Raw genomic sequence first — 19,959 nt, 5'->3', positions numbered from 1 at the left:
CGGCGGCCGAGTGCCGCGACTTCGGCGACGAGCGCGTCGGCCGCCGCATGCGGCGCGCCGTGGCTGCGCTGCAGCGCGACGTCCCAGCCGCGCCGGGCGAATCCCGTCGCGAGCGCACGACCGATCGACGCAGCGTCGGCCGCGCTGCCCAGGGCACCCGTGACGAGCGCCACGCGCTGGGTCGACGTATCGGCTGAAACGGTCATTTACAATGCCGGGATGAACCCGAAAGCTCACGAACCCGCTAGTTTACCTGCTCCCGGCCCTGACGCGCTTGCGCAGTCCGAAACCCTCGCCGCGCAACTGCGCGACGAGATCGCGGCGGCCGGCGGCTGGCTGCCGTTCGACCGCTTCATGGAGCGCGCGCTGTATGCGCCCGGCCTCGGTTATTACAGCGGCGGCGCGCGCAAGTTCGGGCGCCGCGCCGACGACGGCAGCGACTTCGTCACCGCGCCCGAGCTGTCGCCGCTGTTCGCGCAGACGCTCGCCCAACCGGTCGCGGAAGCGCTCGCGGCGAGCGGCACGCGCAGCGTGATGGAATTCGGCGCCGGCACGGGCAAGCTCGCGGCCGGGCTGCTCGCGGCGCTCGACGCGCAGGGCGTCGAACTCGACGCCTACCTGATCGTCGATCTCTCGGGCGAGCTGCGCGAGCGGCAGCGCGACACGATCACGGCCGCCGCACCGACGCTCGCCGCGAAGGTGCGCTGGCTCGACGCGCTGCCCGAGCGGTTCGACGGCGTCGTGGTCGGCAACGAGGTGCTCGATGCGATGCCGGTGCGCCTGTTCGCGAAGGCGGGCGGCGCATGGCAGGAGCGCGGTGTTGCGCTCGACGCGCGGCAGGCGTTCGTGTTCGAGGACCGTCCGGCCGCACCGGCCGGCCTGCCGCCGGTGCTCGCGGGTCTTGACGATGCGGACGACGGCTACGTGACCGAGACGCACGAGGCCGCGCTGGCGTTCACGCGCACCGTCTGCACGATGCTCGGGCGCGGCGCGGTGCTGCTGGTCGACTACGGCTTTCCCGCGCACGAGTACTACCACCCGCAGCGCGACCGCGGCACGCTGATGTGCCACTACCGTCATCATGCGCACGACGATCCGTTCCTGTACCCGGGGCTGCAGGACATCACCGCGCACGTCGAATTCACCGGCATCTACGACGCGGCCGTCGCGACGGGCGCCGATTTGCTCGGTTACACGTCGCAGGCGCGCTTCCTGCTGAACGCGGGCATCACCGACGCGTTGTCCGCGATCGATCCGTCGGATATCCATGCGTTCCTGCCGGCCGCGAACGCGGTGCAGAAGCTGATTTCCGAAGCCGAGATGGGCGAGCTGTTCAAGGTGATCGCGTTCTCGCGCGGCATCGACGGCACGCTCGACGCGTTCGCGCGCGGCGACCGCTCGCACGCACTCTGACGGGAGCCGACATGCTGCGCTGGCTGATGACGTCGTTCGTCGCGGTGATGATCCTGACGCGCTGCTGGCCGTGGCTCGGCAAGCTCGGCATCGGGCGGATGCCGGGCGACGTCACGCTGACGCTCGGCGGGCGGCGCTACCCGTTCCCGTTCATGTCGACGCTGGTGCTGACGATGCTGCTGTCGATGGTGGCGCGGCTGCTCTAGGGCCTGTTCACGCTGATAACGGGCCCTAAGCCGCGCAGAAAAGAGCGGCAGGCGTCACAGCTCGATTTCGCCGAGGATCCGGTGCGCGAGCGCCTTTGCCTCCTCGAACGCTTCCTCCTCGCTGGGGCTCGTCGAGTGGACGTCGTAGCGCGTGTTCTCGGTGTCGTCCCCGTCGTCCCGCGCGAGGATCACGTAACCCTGGAACTGCCCGTTGCCCGCATGCTGGGTATGCGCCTTGGCCGTGTAGATGCCCTTCGTGAACGTGTTGGTGTCCATGGTGCTCTCCCGCAAAAGGACACTTCATCGTAGCACTGCGGCGCAGCATGTACAGCGCGGCTTATCGGTGACCGAACGGGGGCCGGCCGCCATCCTTCCCGTCATCGTTCGATCAGTGCGACGACCTCGTCGAGCGTCGGCGCGTGCGCGCCCGTATGGCGGCAGGCCGCGGCGCCCGCCGCCAGCGCGAACACGAGGTGCTCGCGCCACGTTCGCTGCGGCGCGGCCATCAGGCTGAACAGCATGCCGCCGATCGACGCGTCGCCCGCGCCGACGGTGTCCGCCACCTCGACGCGCGGCGGGCTCGCTTCATGCACGTCGCCGTCCGCGTAGAGCGTCGCCGCCTGCGCGCCGCGCGTGACGAGCACCGCCGCGCGCGGGTTCAGCGCGCGCACCGCGCCAACCGCGTCGGGGCCGTCGCCGCCGAACAGGTGCCGCAGGTCCTCGTCGGACACCTTGATCAGGTCGGCGAGCGCGGCCATCTTCTCGAGCGTCGGCCGGAACGCGGCCGTCATCAGGTTCCGGACGTTCGGGTCGAAGCTGATCTTCACGCCGCGCGCGTGCAGGTCGGCCGCGAGCGCGGCCAGCGTGCCGGCGAGCGGTTCGCGCACGAGGCTGATGCAGCCGAAGTGTGCCCATTTCACGTGGTCGGTCCAGCCGGCCGGCAGTCGCGCCGGATCGAACGCGAGGTCGGCGCTCGCTTCGCCGATGAAGAAGTACGCGGGCGGGCGCGTCTCGTGGACGATCGCGAGCAGCGGCGGCCGTGCGACGCGCTGCAGGAAGCGCAGGTCGAGCCCGGCCGCTTCGCTCGTGTGCCACAGCACGTCGGAGAAGCAGTCTTCGCCGATCGAGCCCGCGAGCGCGCTCGGCACCCCGAGCCGCGCAACCGCGCGCGCGACGTTCCAGCCGGCGCCGCCCGGCACCGAGGTCCATTGCGCGTCACCCGCGCGCACCATGTCGGTCAGGATGTCGCCCGCCGACACGAAAGCCGGAAACGTGCCGCCGCTCATTGCGTCGGCTCGCTGCGCTGCGCTGCGCGCGCGAGGGTCGCGAGCACGTCGTAGCACGCGCCCATCGTGTGATAGTCGGTCTTGCCGGCCGGGCTCTTCTCGTCGCTGTACTTGCGGTTGTCGCAGGTGAGGATGCGGTACCACGCGCCGTAGCGGTGATCGACGAAGTGCGCCCAGCTGTAGCGCCAGATCTCGTCGTACCAGTCCCAGAAGCGCTCGCTGCCGGTGCGCGCGCCGAGCATCGCGGCGGCCGCGAAGGTTTCCGCCTGCACCCAGAAATACTTGTTGTGGTCGCAGATCGTGAAGTCGGGGCCGAAGCCGTAGTACAGGCCGCCGTGATCGGCGTCCCACGCGTGCGTGAGCGCCGCGTCGAACAGCTCGGCCGCGCGCGGCACGAGCCAGTCGAGCGGGCGGTGCCGCTCGAGGATCAGCAGCAGCTTCGCCCATTCGGTCTGGTGCCCGGGCTGGAAGCCCCACGGACGGAAGATGTTCGAGCTGTCTTCCTTGTTGTAATCCCAGTCGACCGACCAGTCCGCATGGTAGTGCTCCCACACGAGCCCGCCCGACAGCGCGGCCTGGCGCTGCGTGATGTGGGACGCAAGCTTTTCCGCGCGATCGAGGTACGTGAGGTGGCCGGTCGCCTCGTACGCGGCGAGCAGCGCCTCCGTCATGTGCATGTTCGCGTTCTGGCCGCGGTACGACGACACGATCCAGTTCGGCGTCGCGTCGTCCGCATAGAGGCCCGCGGCCGCATCCCAGAAACGGTGCTCGGCGAGCTCGAAGGTGGCCGCGATCAGCGGGCGGGCCTCGTCGAGGCCGGCCATCGTCGCGTGCGCGGCCGCGAGCAGCACGAACGCGAGCCCGTAGCAGTGGCGCGTGCCGTCGAGCGTCGCGCGCTTCGCGCCGTCGCGCCAGTCGAGCTCCCAGTCGTAGCCCTGCAGTGCGTCGTCCCAGTGCGCGTCGCGCAGGAAGCGCAGCCCGTGGCGCGCATATTCCAGGTGGCGCGGATCGCCGAAATGCCGGTACGCCATCGCGTAGTTGAAGACGAACCGGCAACTGCTGACGAGGTGGCGCGACGTGCGGTTGTAGATGCTGCCGTCGTCGCGGAAGTAGTGGTAGAAGCCGCCCGTCGGGTCGAACGCGTTCGTGGCGTAGAAGCGCAGCGTGTCCTCGATGTGCGACAGCAGGAACGACGGATCGCGGAAACTCGCGACGAACGGCGCGGCTTGCGTGTGGGTGGCCGGCGCGGCCGTGCAGGGTTGGACCGGGGGCATGTTCATGATGATTCGGTGACCGTGGCGGTATCGAGTGCCGGGGAGCCGGCGGGCTGGCTGCTGGCCCGCACGATCAGCTCGACGGGCAGGGAAATCTCGGTGCGCTCGGGCGCTTCCGCGAGCAGCAGCTCGACGCCGCGGCGGCCGAGCGCCTCCTTGTCGACCGCGAGCGTCGTGAGCGGCGGGCTCGCGTGCGCGGCGGCCGGGATGTTGTCGAAGCCGACGATCGCGATGTCGTCGGGAATGCGCAGCCCGCGCGCGGTGCAGACGCGCTGCGCGGCGAGCGCGGCCGCGTCGTTGTACGCGAAGACGGCTTCCGGGCGCGGGCCCGGCGCGTCGAGCAGCTGTTCCATCGCCCGTGCGGCGCCGGTATCGGGATCGAGCCCTGCATCGATCGTCACTTCGTACGCGGGATCGAACAGCCGCCCGGCCTCGAAGAACGCGCGCCGGTAGCCGATCGCGCGCTGCGCGATGCTGTAGTGCGCGGGCGAGCCACCGATGAACGCGATCCGCGTGCGGCCGGTGGCGAGCAGGTGGCGCATCGCGAGCGCCGCGCCCGTCGCGTTGTCGATGTTCACCGAGCGCAGCCCGGGCGCCCACAGGTCGATCAGCACGAGCGGTCGGCCGGTCGCGGCGAGCGCCTCGATCGTCTCGGGCTCGATGAAGCCGGCCACCGCGATCGCGTCCGGCGCGTGCGGGCGCATCTGGCGCAGCACGTCGTCGTTCGGCCCGACCGTGAGCAGCGTCGGCACGATGCCGCGCTCGCGGCACGCGTCCTCGACGCCGTGCAGCACGTGCGAGAAGAACGGGCTGGCCGGAAAGCGGTTGTGCTGGCGATGCAGCAGGAAGGTGAGCCGGCGGATGCGCGGCCGCAGTTGCGCGGGATCGTAGCCGAGCCGCTGCGCGATCTCGACGATGCGCGCACGCGTGGCTTCGGACAGGCCCGGCTGGTTTTTCAGCGCGCGCGAGACGGTGCCGATCGAGACCTCTGCCGCCCGCGCCACATCGCGAATGGTCGTACCCATCGTTCGGGGTCCGGTTTGTTTAGGGTGAAAGCGATTGTATAGTAAAACGGATCGCGGAATTCGGGCCGGATAGCCGGGGAATACCCGATAATTACCGGTTTTTAAGCGCTAATCTGCGAAAACACCGTTACTAAAAATACTAAACAAAACACGAAAAAGGCAAGGTGGACGTGCGGGTGCCTGGCGAGGGGGAAGCGGATGGAAAATGGCCCGGCTTCACGCATTCGCGCGAGTCGTGCCCGGCTGCCTTCGCGGGCTGCCGGAAAGGCGCTATGCAACTAACGGTCTGGCTGCCCGGCGGGCGAATGCGCGCCCCCGCCGCACCGGGCGCCGCCGTGTCTCCAGGCGGCGGTCGCCCGCCGTTCAGCGTATCGCCACGGCCGGCGGTTCGCCGTGATGGCGCAGCGCGGCGCGGCCCGCATCGAGGTCGACGACCGCGAGCCCATCCGGCTGCTGTTTCGCGCGCCGCTTCGCGAGCGCGGCGACCGACGCGATCTCGTCGCTGCCGTAGCGCTTCGCGCCGTGCGCGCCGGCCGCCACGCCGACCGCGCCGATCGCCATCGTCACGAAGCCGAAGAACGCCGGGTTGCCGTGGCGGTCCTCGCCGTGCAGGCCGCCCGCCTGCCGGTCGGCCTGCGTGTAGAAGAGCCGCGCGCCTTCGTTGAAGCGGGCGATCGCGTCGGCGGCGCGTTCGCGCCAGTCGGCGCGCTGGAACAGCACGAGGAAATCGTCGCCGCCGACGTGCCCGAGAAAGTCGCGCTGCGGGTCGCACACGCCGGCCAGCACCGTCGCCGCGAACTTCAGCACCTCGTCGCCCTGCCAGTAGCCGTACTGGTCGTTGAACGGCTTGAACTGGTTCAGGTCGACGTAGCACGCATGAAAGCCGGCGTCGCGCTGGAGCAGCCGGTCGATGTGCGCGCTGATCGGGATGTTGCCGGGCAGGAACGTCAGCGGATTCGCGTAGCGCGCGGCCTCGATGCGCATCTCGGTCACCGCGCGCACCAGGCTCTCGCCGGTGCCGAGCCCGACGTAGCGGCCGTGTTCGGTGATCACGAAGCCGTCCGCGAGATAGCGCTGGTCATGGCTCGCGAGCAGCATCGCGAGCTGCTCGAAGGTCGTCGCGTTGTCGATCATCAGCGGCGCGTCGTTCGCGAACTGCAGGCACGGCTTCTTCCCGAACACCTCGCGGTGATACGGCAGCGCGAAGCGGTCGATGAAGCCGCGGCGATTCACGAGCGCGACGGGCCGCCCGCGTTCGACGAGCGCGACCGCATGCAGGTCGGGCATCCGGTTGAACAGGTCGAGCACGTCGTTGCTGGTCGCGTCGCGCGGCAGCGCCGGCGCGGGCACCAGCATCTTCCCGGCGATCGTGCCGGCCGGCCGCACCGAGCGCGTCGCGCCGGGAAACACCGCGATGTGCGGCGCGCGGATCGCATCGCGCGCGGCCGGCGCGACGACCCGCGACGGCTGCGCGTTCGGCCGGCCGAGCAGGAAGCCCTGCACGCAGCAGATGCCCATGTCGCGCACGACGATCAGGTCGCGTTCGTTCTCGATGCCTTCCGCGATCAGTTTCGCGCCGCTCGCCTGCGCGAAGTGCTGCATCGCCTTCACGGCTTCGAACTTGAGCGGATCGCGGGCGATGTCGTGGATGAAGAAGCGATCGATTTTCACGACATCAGGATGCAGGCGCAGCCACAGGTTCATGCTCGCGTTCGCGGTGCCGTAGTCGTCGAGCGCGAACTGGATGCCGGCGTCGCGCAGCGACGCGACCGCCGGCCCGATCTGGGCGACGTTGGGAATCGCATTCTGCTCGGTCAGCTCGATCACGATGCGCTCGGCGCCGATCCGCGCGCGGACGAGGAGCTGGCGTGCACGCTCGCGTTCGCTGGCGAGCTTCAGGATCGTCCCGGCGCTGAAGTTGAGGAACAGCTTGCCGTCGCAGCCGAGTGCCGCGAACGCGTCGAGGCAGGTGCGCGCGGCCGCCTGTTCGAGCGCGATCGTTTCGCCTTCGCGCGCGGCCTGCGCGAACAGCGCGGCGGGCGGCTCGAGGTCGGTGCCGCGCGGGCCGCGTATCAGGCCCTCGTAGCCGACGACCGTCCCCGACCCGAGATCGACGATCGGCTGGAAGACGGCGGCGAGCGCGCGATCCGCGATCAGGCGCGTGATGCTGGCGGCAGCGGAATCGGAGTGGGGCGCGGGCATGGGCGAGGGCAGCCGAATCGACGGGACGCCCGACATAACGGCATCGCCCGCGGAGAATTGAATGAAGATTTCGTGACACGATGGGCGCTGCTGGTGCATCGCGCTCGGGCGCAATTGGTGCGCATTGGGAAGGGGGCGGCAGTGAGGCGGTGAGGCGGTGAGGCGGTGAGGCGGTGAGGCGGGAAGGCGGGAAGGCGGGAAGGCGGGAAGGCGGGAAGGCGGAAAGGCGGGAAGGCGGGAAGGCGGGAAGGCGGGAAGGCGGAAAGGCGGAAAGGCGGAAGGCGGAGGGCAAGAGCGCCGGGACGGCCCCCCGCGATGACCGTCCCGCCGCCCTGCTCGTCAGCGCTTGCCCGCGCTCAGCGCGCCGGACGCCGACCCCGCGTCGCCCTCGTCGTGCTCGCCGCTCATGTCGCGCGCCCCCCAGCGCTGCGCGAGCGCCGCGCACGCCATCAGCTGGATCTGGTGGAACAGCATCAACGGCAGCACGATCGCGCCGACCGCGTTCGCCGAGAAGATCACCTTCGCCATCGGCACGCCGGCCGCGAGGCTCTTCTTCGACCCGCAGAAGATGATTGTGATCTGGTCGGCGCGGTTGAAGCCGAGCCGCTTGCTGACGAACGCGGTCAGCAGCAGCGCGATCGCGAGCAGCACGAGGTTGACGACCAGCAGGCCGCCGAGTGCGCGCGGCGGGATCTGGTGCCACAGGCCTTCGTTGACGGCCTCGCTGAAGGCGACGTAGACGACGAGCAGGATCGAGCCCTGGTCGACGAAGCGCAGCACGCCGCGGTTGCGGTCGATCCAGCCGCCGATCACGGGGCGCAGCAACTGGCCGGCGATGAACGGCACGAGCAGCTGCATCACGATGCTGCCGACGGTGCTCCACGGCGACGCGGCGGCGGCCGACTGCGACGTGATCATCAGCCCGACGAGCGCCGGCGTGACGAAGATCCCGAGCAGGCTCGATGCGGATGCCGCGCAAACGGCGGCCGGCACGTTGCCCTTCGCGATCGACGTGAACGCGATCGACGACTGGACCGTCGACGGCAGCGTGCACAGGAACAGCACGCCCGCGTACAGCGTCGGCGTGACGAGCGGCTGCAGCACGGGTTTCAGCGCGAGGCCGAGCAGCGGGAACAGCGCGAACGTGCTGAGCAGCACGACCGCATGCAGCCGCCAGTGGGTCGCACCCGCGATGACGGCTTCGCGCGACAGCTTCGCGCCGTGCAGGAAGAACAGCAGGCCGACGGCGATGTTGGTCGCCCAGTTGAACGCGTGGGCGGCCGGGCCGCGGCACGGCAGGAGGCTCGCGAGCACGACGGTGCCGACGAGCGCGAGCGTGAAGTTGTCGGGAAGAAAACGGGGACGGGCCATCGGGAACTCGATTCGGAAACGACGGAGGCGCGCGTTGCGCGCGCGGATGGCGCCATTGTCCCGGTCGACGATTCACTACACAAATGCATTGTGGGAATCGATTGATGAGCCAATCTCATGCAGCAGCGTTCGCGGCACGGGCCCCGCCGGGCGCAAAACGGCGGAAGAATGTTCTGTCGCGGTCGCGCCCGGAAGTGAAAAAACCTAGCAGTAACATGGTGTTACACCGATGCCGGCGACATAACATTTTTTGGCTCGACACGCTTTCGGCCCGCCCATAAATTACTGATGAAAGCCTTGGGTCGGCCGAAAGGAGCCGGCGGCGGGCGTGGACAGGCACTGAACGATGACGGAACGGGTGAAACGGAAGATCGGACGATGGGTGGCAGGCGTGCTCGGCGCGCTGCTGTTGCCGCTCGCGCTCGCGCAACCGCCTCACGGCGGTTATGCGTTCGGCGGCCACGGCTTCGGTGGCGGCGACATGCACGCGTACGGTCAGCCGGCAGGTGGTGGGCCCGTCTGGCGCCGCGTGGCGCCCCCGGCCGGTGCACGCGCCGGCGGCGTGAACGGCTACGGCTCCCGCTGGGGCCTGCGCCCGACGCCGTCGTATGGCCATTACGCCGCGCAAAGCCCGTATCGTCCGATCAGCGCCGACGCGCGCCAGGTGCCGCGCCCGCCGGGCGGCGGCAACGTGCCGCTGCGTGCCGGGTCGATCCGCGCCGACGTCGCGCGCTACAACGAGGAGCGCGGCGGACGCCCGATGCCGCCGCCCCGCTCGCAGGAAGAGCCTGCGCACTCGCCGTATTTCTCCCCGTTCTACCGAAACTGAGCGCCCGCGCGCTCGTCCCTCCGGCGGCTGATGCGAATTCGCCACAGTCGCGCACAGATTTCCGCTGATTTTCCCGTCGCATTGCGCTATCTTTCGCGCCCGGCTCGCGTGTGCCCCGCTGCCGTCCCGCCGCGCGACCGCGTTCGTGCGGGGCCGCCGGCAGGCGCCCGGCCATGTATCAATTCCGCGAAGTTAATGCCGCCGCTATACCCGCAATAAGTGTGCGCAATTTTGACCGGACGAATGATCCGTAAAGATGGCTGCGCCCCATACGACGCAAGCACTCGGCTCCAAAAAACAACGCTCGCGCCACTTATCGACAATTCGACAAAATCTGGAGATCCAATGAAAGCATTCGCACGCCGTGCGTCGCGCACGTCCGTCAAGCTGATCGCCGCGGCTGCCTGCGTGGCGGCTACCGCTCCCGTCCATGCACAGTCGAGCGTGTCGCTCTACGGTCAGGTCGACGAATGGGTCGGCGCAACCAAGTTCCCGGGCGGCAACCGCGCGTGGAACGTGAGCGGCGGCGGGATGTCGACGTCGTACTGGGGCTTGCACGGCGCCGAGGATCTCGGCAACGGCTACAAGGCGATCTTCACGCTGGAAAGCTTCTTCCGCGCGCAGAACGGCCAGTTCGGCCGCTTCCAGGGCGACACGTTCTTCGCACGCAACGCCTACGTCGGCATCGATTCGCCGTACGGCACGGTGACGGCCGGCCGCCTGACGACGCACCTGTTCCTGTCGACGATCCTGTTCAACCCGTTCTACGACTCGTACACCTTCTCGCCGATGGTGTACCACGTGTTCCTCGGCCTCGGCACGTTCCCGACCTACCCGAGCGACCAGGGTGCCGTCGGCGATTCGGGCTGGAACAACGCGCTGTCGTACACGTCGCCTTCGTTCGGTGGCCTGAATTTCGGCGCGATGTACGCACTCGGCAACCAGGCCGGCGACAACGGCTCGAAGAAGTGGAGCGCGCAGTTCAACTATGCGAACGGCCCGTTCGCGGCGACCGCGGTCTATCAGTACGTGAACTTCAACAACGGCCCGCGCGACCTGAGCGCGCTGGTGACCGGCATGAAGAGCCAGGGCATCGCGCTGGTCGGCGCGACCTACGACCTGAAGCTGGTGAAGCTGTTCGGCCAGTACATGTATACGAAGAATGACCAGGTCGCGGGCAGCTGGCACGTGAATACCGCGCAGGGCGGCGTGTCGGTGCCGCTCGGCGTTGGCAACGCGATGGCGTCGTACGCGTACTCGCGCGATTCGGGCGGCCTCGACCAGACGCGCCAGACGTGGGCCGTCGGCTACGACTATCCGCTGTCCAAGCGCACCGACGTCTACGCTGCGTACATGAACGACCACATCAGCGGCCTGTCGACCGGCAACACGTTCGGCGCCGGCATCCGCGCGAAGTTCTGACGCACACGCGCGACCGGCGCGCCGGACGGCGCGAAAAGTGCGTCCAGACTGCATGTTTTTCACGCCAGAACGGCGCCGCCACCCGCGGCGCCGTTTTGCCTTTGTTGACCTTTCTGTTTCCCCGCCTTTGTTACCCTATCTCGTAATTGGAACATTCCCCGTCATTACGAGCGAGTTCGATGGATACCCTCGTCAGCATGAATGTGTTTCGCTACGTCGTCGAAGTGGGCAGCTTCGTCGGCGCGGCCGAGCGCATGCAGATGTCGGCTGCGATGGCGAGCAAGCACGTGATGCATCTCGAGCAGCAGCTCGGTGCGCGGCTGCTGCATCGCACGACACGACGCGTCGCCCCTACCGAGGCGGGACGCGAATACTATGAGCGCCTCGTGCAGGCGCTGTCCGAACTCGACGAAGCCGGGCAGGCCGTCGGCGCCGCGAGCGTGGTGCCGCAAGGCAGGCTGCGCGTGACGTCGCTGTCGGCGTTCGGGCTGCGCCACGTGATGCAGGCCGTCACCGATTATGCGGGCCGGTTCCCGGACGTGACCGTCGACATGACGCTGTCCGATCGCGTGGTCGACCTGATCGAGGAAGGCTACGACGTCGCGGTGCGCGCGGCGCCGAACGGATTGAAATCGTCGTCGCTGGTCGCGCGGCAGATCGCGACCGCGCACATCCTGCTGGTCGCGTCGCCCGAGTATCTCGAGAAGCACGGCACGCCCGCGACGATCGGCGATCTCGCGCACCACAACTACCTGCGGCGCGACTCGAATTCGACGATGCTCGACTCGCTGGTGATCGACGCGGCCGCCGCGTCGCGCGTGAACCTCAACGGCAACCTGATCGTGAACCATCTCGAAGGGCTGCGTGCGGCCGTGCTCGCGGGCGCGGGCATCGCGCTGCTCGGCACCGAGGTGGTCGGCGACGACATCGAGTCCGGCCGGCTCGTGCCGGTGCTGCTCGATGCGGTGCCGCCGCACGAGGCGCCGATCTACGCGGTCTACGCGAGCCGTCGTCACGTGTCCGCGAAGGTGCGTTCGTTCGTCGACTTCCTGGCGGCGCGTTTCGAAGGGCAGTCGCTGTGCCCGTCGATCGAATCGCGCCTGCGCGTGCTGCCGATCACGCGGATGAAGCGCGCGGTCTGAGCCGTCTTTCCCGCGGCAGCGGGGCAATGAAAAAGCGCGAACCGCTGCGGTTCGCGCTTTTTGTTTGGTCCGACGGCATTCGCGCCGGCGGTGGCCGTGATGGCCGCCGCATCCGTCAGCGCGGAATGCCGAGCCGTGCCTTCGCGTCGTCGTACTCGCGCTTCAGGCGTTCGACGAGCGCGCCCACGCTCGGCAGGTCGTCCATCAGGCCGACGCCCTGGCCGGCGCCCCAGATATCCTTCCACGCCTTCGTCTTGTCGCTGCCGAAATTCATCTTGGTCTTGTCGGATTCCGGCAGCGCCTCCGGATCGAGGCCGGCCTTCTCGATGCTCTCCCGAATGTAGTTGCCGTGCACGCCCGTGAAGAGGTTCGTGTAGATGATGTCCGACGATTTCGCATTCACGATCGCGTGCTTGTAGTCGTCGATCGCGTGCGCTTCCTGCGTCGCGATGAAGCGCGTGCCCATGTACGCGAAGTCGGCGCCCATCGCCTGCGCCGCGAGGATCGAGCCGCCGTTCGCGATCGCGCCGGACAGCACGATCGGGCCGTCGAAGATCTTGCGGACTTCGCCGACGAGCGCGAACGGCGACGTCGTGCCCGCATGGCCGCCTGCGCCGGCCGCAACGAGGATCAGCCCGTCGACACCGGCTTCGAGCGCCTTCTGCGCGTGACGCAGGTTGATCACGTCGTGCAGCACGATGCCGCCGTAGCTGTGCACCGCGTCGACGATCTCGCGCGCCGGTGCGCGCAGGCTCGTGATGAAGATCGGCACCTTGTGCTCGACGCACACGCGCACGTCGTGCTCGAGCCGCGCATTCGACTGGTGGACGATCTGGTTGACCGCGATCGGGCCGATCACCGCGTCGGGATTCTTTGCCTGGTGGTCGGCGAGCTCGGACTGAATCTGCGTGAGCCACTCGTCGAGCAGTTCGGCCGGACGGGCGTTGAGCGCGGGGAACGAACCGACGATGCCCGCCTTGCATTGCGCGAGCACGAGTTCGGGGTAGCTGACGATGAACATCGGCGACGCGATGACGGGCAGCGTCAGGTTCTGCAGGACGGTGGGCAATGCCATGTGATGTCTCCAGTCTCCAGGGGCGGCCGCGCGGTCGCGCCGACGCCATGCTTTGCGGTCGAACGGTGATTCGAGTGTAGCTGCGAAACGATGTCGTCCTTATTAATACGAACGATCGTGCGATTCTACGCGAGCTTAACAAAATGCGCGGTGTGCCGGCAATCGAGTGAGTGTTCTCTTTCTACGGAATCTGGCTGCTGCCCCGCTGTGTAGATGCGCAAGCGCTCCTAAAATAGCCGCCATAACAAACCAACGAGAAACAAACCATGTCGTTTGAGGCGTTTGCACCGTTTCGCGTGACGGTGCAGGACACCGATATCTTCGGTGTCAAAGGAGGCGCGGGTCCGCCGCTCCTGTTGCTGCACGGACATCCGCAAACCCACATGATCTGGCATCGCGTGGCCGCGACGCTCGCGAATCATTTCACGGTGATCGCCACCGACCTGCGCGGGTACGGCGCGTCGGGCAAGCCGCCGAGCGACGCGCAGCACGTGCCGTATTCGAAACGGGCGATGGCGGCCGACCAGGTCGCCGTGATGCGGCATTTCGGCTTCGAGCACTTCCATGTGTGCGCGCATGATCGCGGCGCGCGGGTCGCGCACCGGCTCGCGCTCGATCATCCGGACGCCGTCGAACGGATGATGCTGCTCGACATCGCACCGACGCTCGCGATGTACGAGAAAACCGATCGCGCGTTCGCGACCGCGTATTTCCACTGGTTCTTCCTGATCCAGCCGGAGCCGCTGCCCGAGACGCTGGTCGGCGCGCATACCGATGCGTACATCGAGCGCGTGATGGGCAACCGGTCCGCCGGGCTGGCGCCGTTCGCGCCCGAGGCGCTCGCCGCGTACCGGGCCGCGCTCGCGCAGCCGGGCGCCGTGCATGCGATGTGCGAGGACTACCGCGCGTCCGCGACGATCGATCTCGAGCACGACCGTGCGGATCTCGAGCGCGGCAACAAGGTCGCGTGTCCGCTGCGCGTGCTGTGGGGCGAGAACGGGATCGTCGGCCGCTGCTTCGATCCGCTCGACGAATGGCGCCGTGTCGCGCGCGACGTCAGCGGCCGTGCGCTCGAGTGCGGGCACTACATTCCGGAAGAGGCGCCCGTCGCGCTGATCGACGAACTGCTGGCGTTCTTCGAGGCGCGCGACGCGGCTGCCTGACGGTACGCGTGGGCACGCGTGAGCACGTCGGCGGCGCGGCCGCGTACAGGCTCGTTCAGCGGTGCGCGCCGTCGTCCTCGACGAGCGGCGGCAGCCGGCGCGGCACCGGCGTCGACTTCACGATCGCGGTGCTCGTCTCGGCGCGCTCCGTCACTTTCGACAGGATGTCGTCGAGGTGCGCGATCGTGCGCAGGTAGAGCCGGCAGATGAAGCAGTCGTCGCCGGTCACCTTGTCGCACTCCACGAATTCGGGAATCCGCCGCAGCATCTCTTCGACAAGATGCAGCTGGCCGGGCAGCGGCTTCACACGGACGATCGCCTGCAGCGTGTAGCCGAGCGCGCGCGGGTCGAGCTCGACGGTGAACGCGGCGATCACGCCCTGCGCCTCGAGCCGCCGCACGCGGTCGGCGGTCGCGGGCGCCGACAGCCCGATCTGCCGGGCGAGTTCGCTGGTGGCGATGCGCGCGTCGTCGGCCAGCGCCGCGAGAATCGCGCGGTCGGTCGCGTCGAGCGACGCGACGGCAGGCGGGGAAAGGCGTTTCGGCATGATCGCTTTGCTTTCGAAGGTGAATTGGTCGATTCACTTCAGTTTAGCCGTGGTTGCCGCGAAAGCAAGTTTCTAGAATCGAAGTCATCCACTCTTCTGAACGGAGTTCACGATGGCTTCGAATGAAATTCGCCGCGGCGCCGCCGAGATGGTCGTCGCGATGATGATGTCCGGCACGATCGGCTGGCTCGTGATGTCGTCGCAGCAGCCGCTGACGAACGTCGTGTTCTTCCGCTGCCTGTTCGGCGCCGCGACGCTCGCGATCGTCTGCGCGGCGTTCGGTTTCCTGCGCCGCGCGCTGTTCTCGCCGCGGATGCTCGCGCTGGCGACGCTCGGCAGCGTCGCGATCGTCGCGAACTGGCTGCTGCTGTTCGCCGCCTATTCGCGCGCGTCGATCTCGATGGCGACCGCCGTCTACAACACGCAGCCGTTCATGCTCGTCGCGCTCGGCGCGATCGTGTTCCGCGAGCGGATCACCGCGTCGACCGTCGCGTGGCTCGCGCTCGCATTCGTCGGGCTCGTCGCCGTGGTGCGCGTCGAGCCGGCCGTGCTCGCGGTGCCGGGCGAATACCTGGAAGGCGTCGCGCTGTCGCTCGGTGCGGCCTTTCTGTACGCGATCTCGTCGATCGTCACGAAGCACCTGAAGGGCACGCCCCCGCACCTACTCGCGCTGCTGCAGGCCGGCCTCGGGGTCCTCCTGCTCGCGCCGTTCGCGCACTTCGGCACGTTGCCGGCGACCGCCGGGCAGTGGCTCGATCTCGTCGTGCTCGGCGTCGTGAACACAGGTCTGATGTATGTGCTGCTGTACGGCGCGATCCAGAAGCTGCCGACCGCGATGACCGGCGCGCTGTCGTTCGTCTATCCGGTCGTCGCGATCATCGTCGATCACGTCGCGTTCGGGCAGACGCTCGCGTGGACGCAGGTGGCCGGCGCGCTGCTGATCCTGCTCGCGGCGGCCGGCGTGAATCTCGGCTGGCGCATCGTGCCGGCCCGTCGCGCGGCCGTCGGCCACTGAAACGGTCGTGCGATTCGGCGAGCCGCTGCGGGGCAGCGCAGCGGCTCATCGAATGCTTGCTTCAGGAACGCGTACTGCGGGCAGCGGGTGCGTACAGGGCGAGCAAAAGTCGTGCGCGCATACGCGTGCAAGACGCTGTAAGAAGTTGTAGGGAAACACCCGATGCGATGCGCCCGCGTCGCTCGTATGATGCGGGCTGTGACGTTGATCACGTTCACAGGATTCCGATCTCATGCCGTTCGCCTGTCAGGCTGAACGGCTTTTTTTTATGCGCCGCTTCTCGCCAGCAGACGCCGCCGTGCATCGAGCCGCGCGAGCAACGCGCGCCTCGCGTCGTCGTCCGATGTGCGCCATCCCTTGATCTCGTCGCGCGTGCGCAGGCAACCCGCGCACCAGTCGGTGCGCGGATCGATCCGGCATACGTCGGTGCATGGCGACGCGACCGTGCCGACCGTCACCGTCACCGGCACGTCGCTCATGCGGACTCCCGCAACGCGACGTCCGCGACCGGCGCGCCCGTCAGTGACACGAGTTCGTTCGGCGACAGGTTGAACACCGCGTGCGGATGGCCGGCGGCCGCCCACAGGCTGTCGAGCTCGAGCAGGTCGGCGTCGATCAGCGTGACGGGCTCGACGAGATGGCCGATCGGGCAGACGCCGCCGATCGCATAGCCGGTGTTGTCGCGCACGAACTTCGCGTCCGCGCGGCCGACCGCGCCGACTTGCGCGGCGACCTTCTTCTCGTCGACGCGATTCACGCCGCTCGCGACCACGAGCACGGGTGCACCGTCCGACTGGCGGCGAAACAGGATCGACTTCGCGATCTGCGCGACCGAGCAGCCGAGCCCGGCCGCGGCTTCGGCCGACGTCTTGCCGGTTTCGGCGAGCATCACGATGCCTTTCGCATGGCCGCGCTCGCGCAGCAGCAGCGCGACGCGTCGCGCGGAATCGGGGAGGGAATCGAACGAAGCGGGTGTCGTCATGTTGAGGAATCCATCGAATACCGGGGTCATACGCAGTTCGCGGCGTCGGCCGCGCTCTGCGCCTTGGCGAGCAGTGCGCGACCGGCGCGCGACACGTTCGCGCGGCCGATTGCGTTCGAGATGAAGTCGCCGGCGGCGACGACCTGCGCGAGATCGATGCCGGTGTCGATGCCGAGGCCCTGCATCAGGTACAGCACGTCCTCGGTCGCGACGTTGCCGGTCGCGCCCTTCGCGTACGGGCAGCCGCCGAGGCCCGCGACCGACGCGTGGAAGATCTCGATCCCTTCGAACAGCGCCGCGTAGATGTTCGCGAGCGCCTGGCCATAGGTGTCGTGGAAGTGGCCCGACAGGCGTTCGCGCGGGAACACGCGCGTGACGGCCGCGAGCACTTCGCGCGTGCGCTTCGGCGTGCCGACGCCGATCGTGTCGGCGATGTCGATCTCGTCGCAGCCGAGCGCCGCGAAGCGTTCGACGACGTCGACGACCGATGCGACCGGCACGTCGCCCTGGTACGGGCAGCCGAGCGTGCACGACACGCTGCCGCGCAGCCGCAGGCCCGCATCTTTCGCGGCCTTCGCGACGGGCTCGAAGCGCGCGATGCTCTCGGCGATGCTGCAGTTGATGTTCCGCTGCGAAAACGCCTCGCTCGCCGCGCCGAAGATCACGACTTCGTCCGCGCGCGCCGCGACCGCATTCTCGAAGCCCTTCAGGTTCGGCGTGAGCACCGAGTACACGGTGCCCGCGCGGCGCTCGATGCCGGCCATCACGTCGGCGCCGTCGGCCATCTGCGGCACCCATTTCGGCGACACGAACGACGCGGCCTCGACGTTGCGGAAGCCGGCGTGCGACAGCCGGTCGACGAGCGCGATCTTCACGTCGGTCGGCACGAAGGTCTTCTCGTTCTGCAGCCCGTCGCGCGGGCCGACTTCGACGATCTTGACGGCGGTGGGGAACGTCATGGTTGTCTCCTGGTGTGCTTGTAGGTTCAGTAGCCGCGTGCGTAGTCGACGATGCCGCCGACGCGCTCGCCGCGCTCCAGTGCACGGATCTTGTCGGCGATCTGGGCGATGGCTTCGTCGCGCAGCGTCTCGGCCGAGCTGTGCGGCGTGATCGTGATGCGCGGCGCGTGCCAGAACGGATGGTCTTCCGGCAGCGGCTCGCGGTGGAATACGTCGAGCGTCGCGGCGGCGATCTGGCCGCTCGCGAGCGCGTCGAGCAGGTCGGCTTCGACGAGATGCGCGCCGCGTGCGACGTTGACGACATACGCGCCGGGCGCGAGCCGTGCGAACGTGCGCGACGACAGGATGCCGTCGGTGTCGGGCGTGCTCGGCAGCAGGTTGACGAGCACCTTTGCGCCATCGATGCACGCATCGAATGCGCCGTCGCCGGCGAAGGTCGTCACGCCGTCGAGCTGCTTCGCGCTGCGGCTGTAGCCGCGCACGGGCAGGCCGAGCGCGGCGAGCGCGCGCGCGACCTGCGCGCCGAGCACGCCGAGGCCGAGCACGGCGACGGTGAAGCTGGCGCGCGCATGCGGTTCGAGCGGTTGCCAGCGGCGCTCGCGCTGCAGCACTTCGTATTCGTCGAAGCGGCGCAGGTAGCGCAGCACCGCGTGCGTCACGTATTCGACCATCTGTTGCGCCATGCCCGAATCTTCGAGCCGCACGAGCGGCACGTGCGGCGGCAGCGTGCCCGGATGCGCGTGCTCGAGCGCGAGCAGCGCGTCGACGCCGGCGCCGAGGTTGAAGATCGCGCGCAGGCCGTCGCGCGGGGCGAAGAATTCACGCGGCGCGCGCCAGACGAGCGCGTAGTCGGCGGCGGCCGTGTCGCCCGGCTGCCACGCGCGCAGTTCGGCTTCCGGCAGCGCATGCGCGATCTCGTCGCGCCACGCGCCTGCTTCCTGGTGCGGGGAATGGAACAGGATCTTCATTGGATGACGGCGTGCGCGCCGGCGAGGCGCGTCACGGGAACGGCGAGCGGGGCCGGGCGCAGCGCGCCGGTGGGCGTAGCGGACATCGGGGCGTCTCCTGACGACCGGGCGCCCGGCGCGTCGGCGCCCGGCCCCGGTTCCGTGTGAAGCTGACGGGAAGCCCACATTCTACGGTCTCGTGGCGCATCGCGCGCCGGTGCGCGAGGCGGGGGGACGCCCGGATGGCCTGCCGCCGGATGGCCGGCCCCAGGATGGCCTGCCCCCGGATGGCCGGCCCCCGGATGGCCGGCCCCCGCAAAAGCAAAGCACAAAATATTGGTTCGGCCGCCGCGGCCGCCGCGCCACAATCGAATCCCGTCTTCAAGCAAGCGAGGGCAATCATGCGCGCATGCAGCAAATCGGCGTGGCCGCCGCGGCTCGTCACCGTTCCGGGCCTGCACGGCAGCGAAGGCGCTCACTGGCAGACCTGGCTCGAACGGCAGTTCCCGCGCTCGCTGCGCGTCGAACAGGACGACTGGGACGCGCCCGATCTCGCGCGCTGGGCGCAATCGGTGCGCGCATTGCTCGACCGCGAACGCGGCCCGTTCGTGCTGGCCGCGCACAGCTTCGGCTGCCTCGCGGCCGCCCATGCGCTCGCGCAGTGGCCGCATACGGGCGACGTCGCGGGCGTGCTGCTCGTCGCGCCCGCCAGTCCGAAGAAATTCACGTTTGCCGGGCCGTTCGACGCGCGCCGGCTTCCCGTGCCGTCGATCGTGATCGGCAGCGAAACCGATCCGTGGATGCCGCTCGGCGACGCGCGCACGCTCGCGCAGCATCTGGGCAGCGCGTTCGTGAACCTCGGCGACGCGGGGCACATCAACACCGCGGCCGGCTTCGGACCGTGGCCGCGCGCGAAATACTTCATCGACACGCTCGTCCACTGCGCGGCACCGCTGCGCTTTCGCGATGCGGACGACGGCTTCGAGGCCGCGCTCGTCGATCGCGCGCTCGCGCACGCGGTCTGACGGGCGGGCGGCGCGGCGCATGCCGCGCGGCGACTGTCGCGGCATCGCGCGCCGTTGCGCTTGCGACGCGCGCACG

General features: G+C 68.9%; 20 protein-coding genes and 1 pseudogene. 8 read left to right on the top strand and 13 right to left on the bottom strand.

The window, feature by feature from the left end:
* Nucleotides 1–206, bottom strand: a pseudogene (locus F3J15_RS32865) (short-chain dehydrogenase); the annotation flags it as partial.
* A gap of 13 nt (nucleotides 207–219) precedes the next feature.
* Here F3J15_RS32865 and F3J15_RS32860 point away from each other — a divergent pair.
* On the top strand, nucleotides 220–1,413 hold the full coding sequence (locus F3J15_RS32860) for an SAM-dependent methyltransferase (RefSeq protein WP_166896394.1): 1,194 nt from the start codon (nucleotides 220–222) through the stop codon (nucleotides 1,411–1,413).
* Between the two features lie 11 nt (nucleotides 1,414–1,424).
* On the top strand, nucleotides 1,425–1,619 hold the full coding sequence (locus F3J15_RS32855) for a DUF2905 domain-containing protein (protein ID WP_039355363.1): 195 nt from the start codon (nucleotides 1,425–1,427) through the stop codon (nucleotides 1,617–1,619).
* Between the two features lie 54 nt (nucleotides 1,620–1,673).
* Here the strand turns inward: F3J15_RS32855 and F3J15_RS32850 are convergent, their stop codons facing one another.
* From F3J15_RS32850 to F3J15_RS32825, 6 genes are all read right to left on the bottom strand, one after another.
* Nucleotides 1,674–1,895, bottom strand: coding sequence for a hypothetical protein (locus F3J15_RS32850; RefSeq protein WP_069249042.1), 222 nt, complete (start codon nucleotides 1,893–1,895; stop codon nucleotides 1,674–1,676).
* Nucleotides 1,896–1,996: 101 nt separating this feature from the next.
* On the bottom strand, nucleotides 1,997–2,905 hold the full coding sequence (locus F3J15_RS32845; protein WP_089446560.1) for a carbohydrate kinase: 909 nt from the start codon (nucleotides 2,903–2,905) through the stop codon (nucleotides 1,997–1,999).
* Nucleotides 2,902–4,185, bottom strand: coding sequence for an AGE family epimerase/isomerase (locus F3J15_RS32840; RefSeq protein ID WP_166896392.1), 1,284 nt, complete (start codon nucleotides 4,183–4,185; stop codon nucleotides 2,902–2,904). Before F3J15_RS32840 ends, F3J15_RS32845 begins: the two co-directional genes overlap by 4 nt.
* Nucleotides 4,182–5,204, bottom strand: a complete 1,023-nt coding sequence (locus F3J15_RS32835) for a LacI family DNA-binding transcriptional regulator (protein WP_046544274.1) — start codon at nucleotides 5,202–5,204, stop codon at nucleotides 4,182–4,184. Before F3J15_RS32835 ends, F3J15_RS32840 begins: the two co-directional genes overlap by 4 nt.
* Before the next feature lie 363 nt (nucleotides 5,205–5,567).
* Nucleotides 5,568–7,406, bottom strand: a complete 1,839-nt coding sequence (locus F3J15_RS32830; RefSeq protein WP_166896390.1) for a phosphodiesterase — start codon at nucleotides 7,404–7,406, stop codon at nucleotides 5,568–5,570.
* Nucleotides 7,407–7,745: 339 nt separating this feature from the next.
* Nucleotides 7,746–8,777 carry a bile acid:sodium symporter family protein gene (locus F3J15_RS32825; protein ID WP_166896388.1) on the bottom strand — a complete coding sequence of 344 codons (1,032 nt, stop codon included), beginning with the start codon at nucleotides 8,775–8,777 and terminating at the stop codon, nucleotides 7,746–7,748.
* 346 nt (nucleotides 8,778–9,123) lie between these two features.
* Between F3J15_RS32825 and F3J15_RS32820 the strand changes: the two genes are divergently transcribed.
* The 3 genes from F3J15_RS32820 (at nucleotide 9,124) to F3J15_RS32810 (ending at nucleotide 12,170) form a co-directional block, all read left to right on the top strand.
* Nucleotides 9,124–9,606 carry a peptide-binding protein gene (locus F3J15_RS32820; protein WP_089446557.1) on the top strand — a complete coding sequence of 161 codons (483 nt, stop codon included), beginning with the start codon at nucleotides 9,124–9,126 and terminating at the stop codon, nucleotides 9,604–9,606.
* Nucleotides 9,607–9,951: 345 nt separating this feature from the next.
* On the top strand, nucleotides 9,952–11,028 hold the full coding sequence (locus F3J15_RS32815) for a porin (protein ID WP_089446556.1): 1,077 nt from the start codon (nucleotides 9,952–9,954) through the stop codon (nucleotides 11,026–11,028).
* Between the two features lie 179 nt (nucleotides 11,029–11,207).
* Nucleotides 11,208–12,170: a LysR family transcriptional regulator gene (locus F3J15_RS32810; protein WP_039346485.1), complete on the top strand. Its 963-nt coding sequence runs from the start codon at nucleotides 11,208–11,210 to the stop codon at nucleotides 12,168–12,170.
* 115 nt (nucleotides 12,171–12,285) lie between these two features.
* Here F3J15_RS32810 and F3J15_RS32805 read toward each other — a convergent pair whose 3' ends face one another.
* Entirely contained in the window at nucleotides 12,286–13,245 is a 960-nt protein-coding gene (locus F3J15_RS32805) for a nitronate monooxygenase family protein (protein ID WP_047852303.1), read from the bottom strand.
* Between the two features lie 266 nt (nucleotides 13,246–13,511).
* On the opposite strand from F3J15_RS32805, the gene F3J15_RS32800 reads away from it, so the two are divergent.
* Nucleotides 13,512–14,408, top strand: a complete 897-nt coding sequence (locus F3J15_RS32800; RefSeq protein WP_089426478.1) for an alpha/beta hydrolase — start codon at nucleotides 13,512–13,514, stop codon at nucleotides 14,406–14,408.
* A 55-nt stretch (nucleotides 14,409–14,463) separates the two neighbouring features.
* Here the strand turns inward: F3J15_RS32800 and F3J15_RS32795 are convergent, their stop codons facing one another.
* Nucleotides 14,464–14,955: an Lrp/AsnC family transcriptional regulator gene (locus F3J15_RS32795; protein WP_011353413.1), complete on the bottom strand. Its 492-nt coding sequence runs from the start codon at nucleotides 14,953–14,955 to the stop codon at nucleotides 14,464–14,466.
* A gap of 112 nt (nucleotides 14,956–15,067) precedes the next feature.
* Here F3J15_RS32795 and F3J15_RS32790 point away from each other — a divergent pair, with 112 nt between their 5' ends.
* Nucleotides 15,068–15,970: a DMT family transporter gene (locus tag F3J15_RS32790; RefSeq protein WP_166896387.1), complete on the top strand. Its 903-nt coding sequence runs from the start codon at nucleotides 15,068–15,070 to the stop codon at nucleotides 15,968–15,970.
* 266 nt (nucleotides 15,971–16,236) lie between these two features.
* Here the strand turns inward: F3J15_RS32790 and F3J15_RS32785 are convergent, their stop codons facing one another.
* Genes F3J15_RS32785 through F3J15_RS32770 form a run of 4 tightly spaced genes read right to left on the bottom strand, consistent with a single transcriptional unit; the run spans nucleotide 16,237 to nucleotide 18,879 of the window.
* On the bottom strand, nucleotides 16,237–16,449 hold the full coding sequence (locus F3J15_RS32785) for a DUF1289 domain-containing protein (protein WP_166896384.1): 213 nt from the start codon (nucleotides 16,447–16,449) through the stop codon (nucleotides 16,237–16,239).
* Nucleotides 16,446–16,952, bottom strand: coding sequence for a YbaK/EbsC family protein (locus tag F3J15_RS32780; RefSeq protein ID WP_027788969.1), 507 nt, complete (start codon nucleotides 16,950–16,952; stop codon nucleotides 16,446–16,448). The genes F3J15_RS32785 and F3J15_RS32780 overlap by 4 nt, the downstream gene beginning before the upstream one ends.
* Before the next feature lie 26 nt (nucleotides 16,953–16,978).
* Nucleotides 16,979–17,911 carry a hydroxymethylglutaryl-CoA lyase gene (locus F3J15_RS32775; RefSeq protein WP_089426474.1) on the bottom strand — a complete coding sequence of 311 codons (933 nt, stop codon included), beginning with the start codon at nucleotides 17,909–17,911 and terminating at the stop codon, nucleotides 16,979–16,981.
* A gap of 26 nt (nucleotides 17,912–17,937) precedes the next feature.
* On the bottom strand, nucleotides 17,938–18,879 hold the full coding sequence (locus tag F3J15_RS32770) for a glyoxylate/hydroxypyruvate reductase A (RefSeq protein ID WP_166896382.1): 942 nt from the start codon (nucleotides 18,877–18,879) through the stop codon (nucleotides 17,938–17,940).
* 380 nt (nucleotides 18,880–19,259) lie between these two features.
* On the opposite strand from F3J15_RS32770, the gene F3J15_RS32765 reads away from it, so the two are divergent.
* Nucleotides 19,260–19,883, top strand: a complete 624-nt coding sequence (locus F3J15_RS32765; RefSeq protein WP_089446551.1) for an alpha/beta hydrolase — start codon at nucleotides 19,260–19,262, stop codon at nucleotides 19,881–19,883.
* Nucleotides 19,884–19,959 lie beyond the last annotated feature (76 nt).

The organism is Burkholderia sp. Ap-955 (genome assembly GCF_011753045.1).
Lineage (GTDB): Bacteria > Pseudomonadota > Gammaproteobacteria > Burkholderiales > Burkholderiaceae > Burkholderia > Burkholderia lata_D.
Note: the sequence above shows the minus strand (reverse complement) of the source record. Positions and strands in the feature narration are given on the sequence as shown.

Coding starts and splice junctions, on each gene's coding strand:
- F3J15_RS32860 (WP_166896394.1), top strand. CDS start 220: ATGAACCCGAAAGCTCACGAACCCGCTAGTTTACCTGCTCCCGGCCCT.
- F3J15_RS32855 (WP_039355363.1), top strand. CDS start 1,425: ATGCTGCGCTGGCTGATGACGTCGTTCGTCGCGGTGATGATCCTGACG.
- F3J15_RS32850 (WP_069249042.1), bottom strand. CDS start 1,895: ATGGACACCAACACGTTCACGAAGGGCATCTACACGGCCAAGGCGCAT.
- F3J15_RS32845 (WP_089446560.1), bottom strand. CDS start 2,905: ATGAGCGGCGGCACGTTTCCGGCTTTCGTGTCGGCGGGCGACATCCTG.
- F3J15_RS32840 (WP_166896392.1), bottom strand. CDS start 4,185: ATGAACATGCCCCCGGTCCAACCCTGCACGGCCGCGCCGGCCACCCAC.
- F3J15_RS32835 (WP_046544274.1), bottom strand. CDS start 5,204: ATGGGTACGACCATTCGCGATGTGGCGCGGGCGGCAGAGGTCTCGATC.
- F3J15_RS32830 (WP_166896390.1), bottom strand. CDS start 7,406: ATGCCCGCGCCCCACTCCGATTCCGCTGCCGCCAGCATCACGCGCCTG.
- F3J15_RS32825 (WP_166896388.1), bottom strand. CDS start 8,777: ATGGCCCGTCCCCGTTTTCTTCCCGACAACTTCACGCTCGCGCTCGTC.
- F3J15_RS32820 (WP_089446557.1), top strand. CDS start 9,124: ATGACGGAACGGGTGAAACGGAAGATCGGACGATGGGTGGCAGGCGTG.
- F3J15_RS32815 (WP_089446556.1), top strand. CDS start 9,952: ATGAAAGCATTCGCACGCCGTGCGTCGCGCACGTCCGTCAAGCTGATC.
- F3J15_RS32810 (WP_039346485.1), top strand. CDS start 11,208: ATGGATACCCTCGTCAGCATGAATGTGTTTCGCTACGTCGTCGAAGTG.
- F3J15_RS32805 (WP_047852303.1), bottom strand. CDS start 13,245: ATGGCATTGCCCACCGTCCTGCAGAACCTGACGCTGCCCGTCATCGCG.
- F3J15_RS32800 (WP_089426478.1), top strand. CDS start 13,512: ATGTCGTTTGAGGCGTTTGCACCGTTTCGCGTGACGGTGCAGGACACC.
- F3J15_RS32795 (WP_011353413.1), bottom strand. CDS start 14,955: ATGCCGAAACGCCTTTCCCCGCCTGCCGTCGCGTCGCTCGACGCGACC.
- F3J15_RS32790 (WP_166896387.1), top strand. CDS start 15,068: ATGGCTTCGAATGAAATTCGCCGCGGCGCCGCCGAGATGGTCGTCGCG.
- F3J15_RS32785 (WP_166896384.1), bottom strand. CDS start 16,449: ATGAGCGACGTGCCGGTGACGGTGACGGTCGGCACGGTCGCGTCGCCA.
- F3J15_RS32780 (WP_027788969.1), bottom strand. CDS start 16,952: ATGACGACACCCGCTTCGTTCGATTCCCTCCCCGATTCCGCGCGACGC.
- F3J15_RS32775 (WP_089426474.1), bottom strand. CDS start 17,911: ATGACGTTCCCCACCGCCGTCAAGATCGTCGAAGTCGGCCCGCGCGAC.
- F3J15_RS32770 (WP_166896382.1), bottom strand. CDS start 18,879: ATGAAGATCCTGTTCCATTCCCCGCACCAGGAAGCAGGCGCGTGGCGC.
- F3J15_RS32765 (WP_089446551.1), top strand. CDS start 19,260: ATGCGCGCATGCAGCAAATCGGCGTGGCCGCCGCGGCTCGTCACCGTT.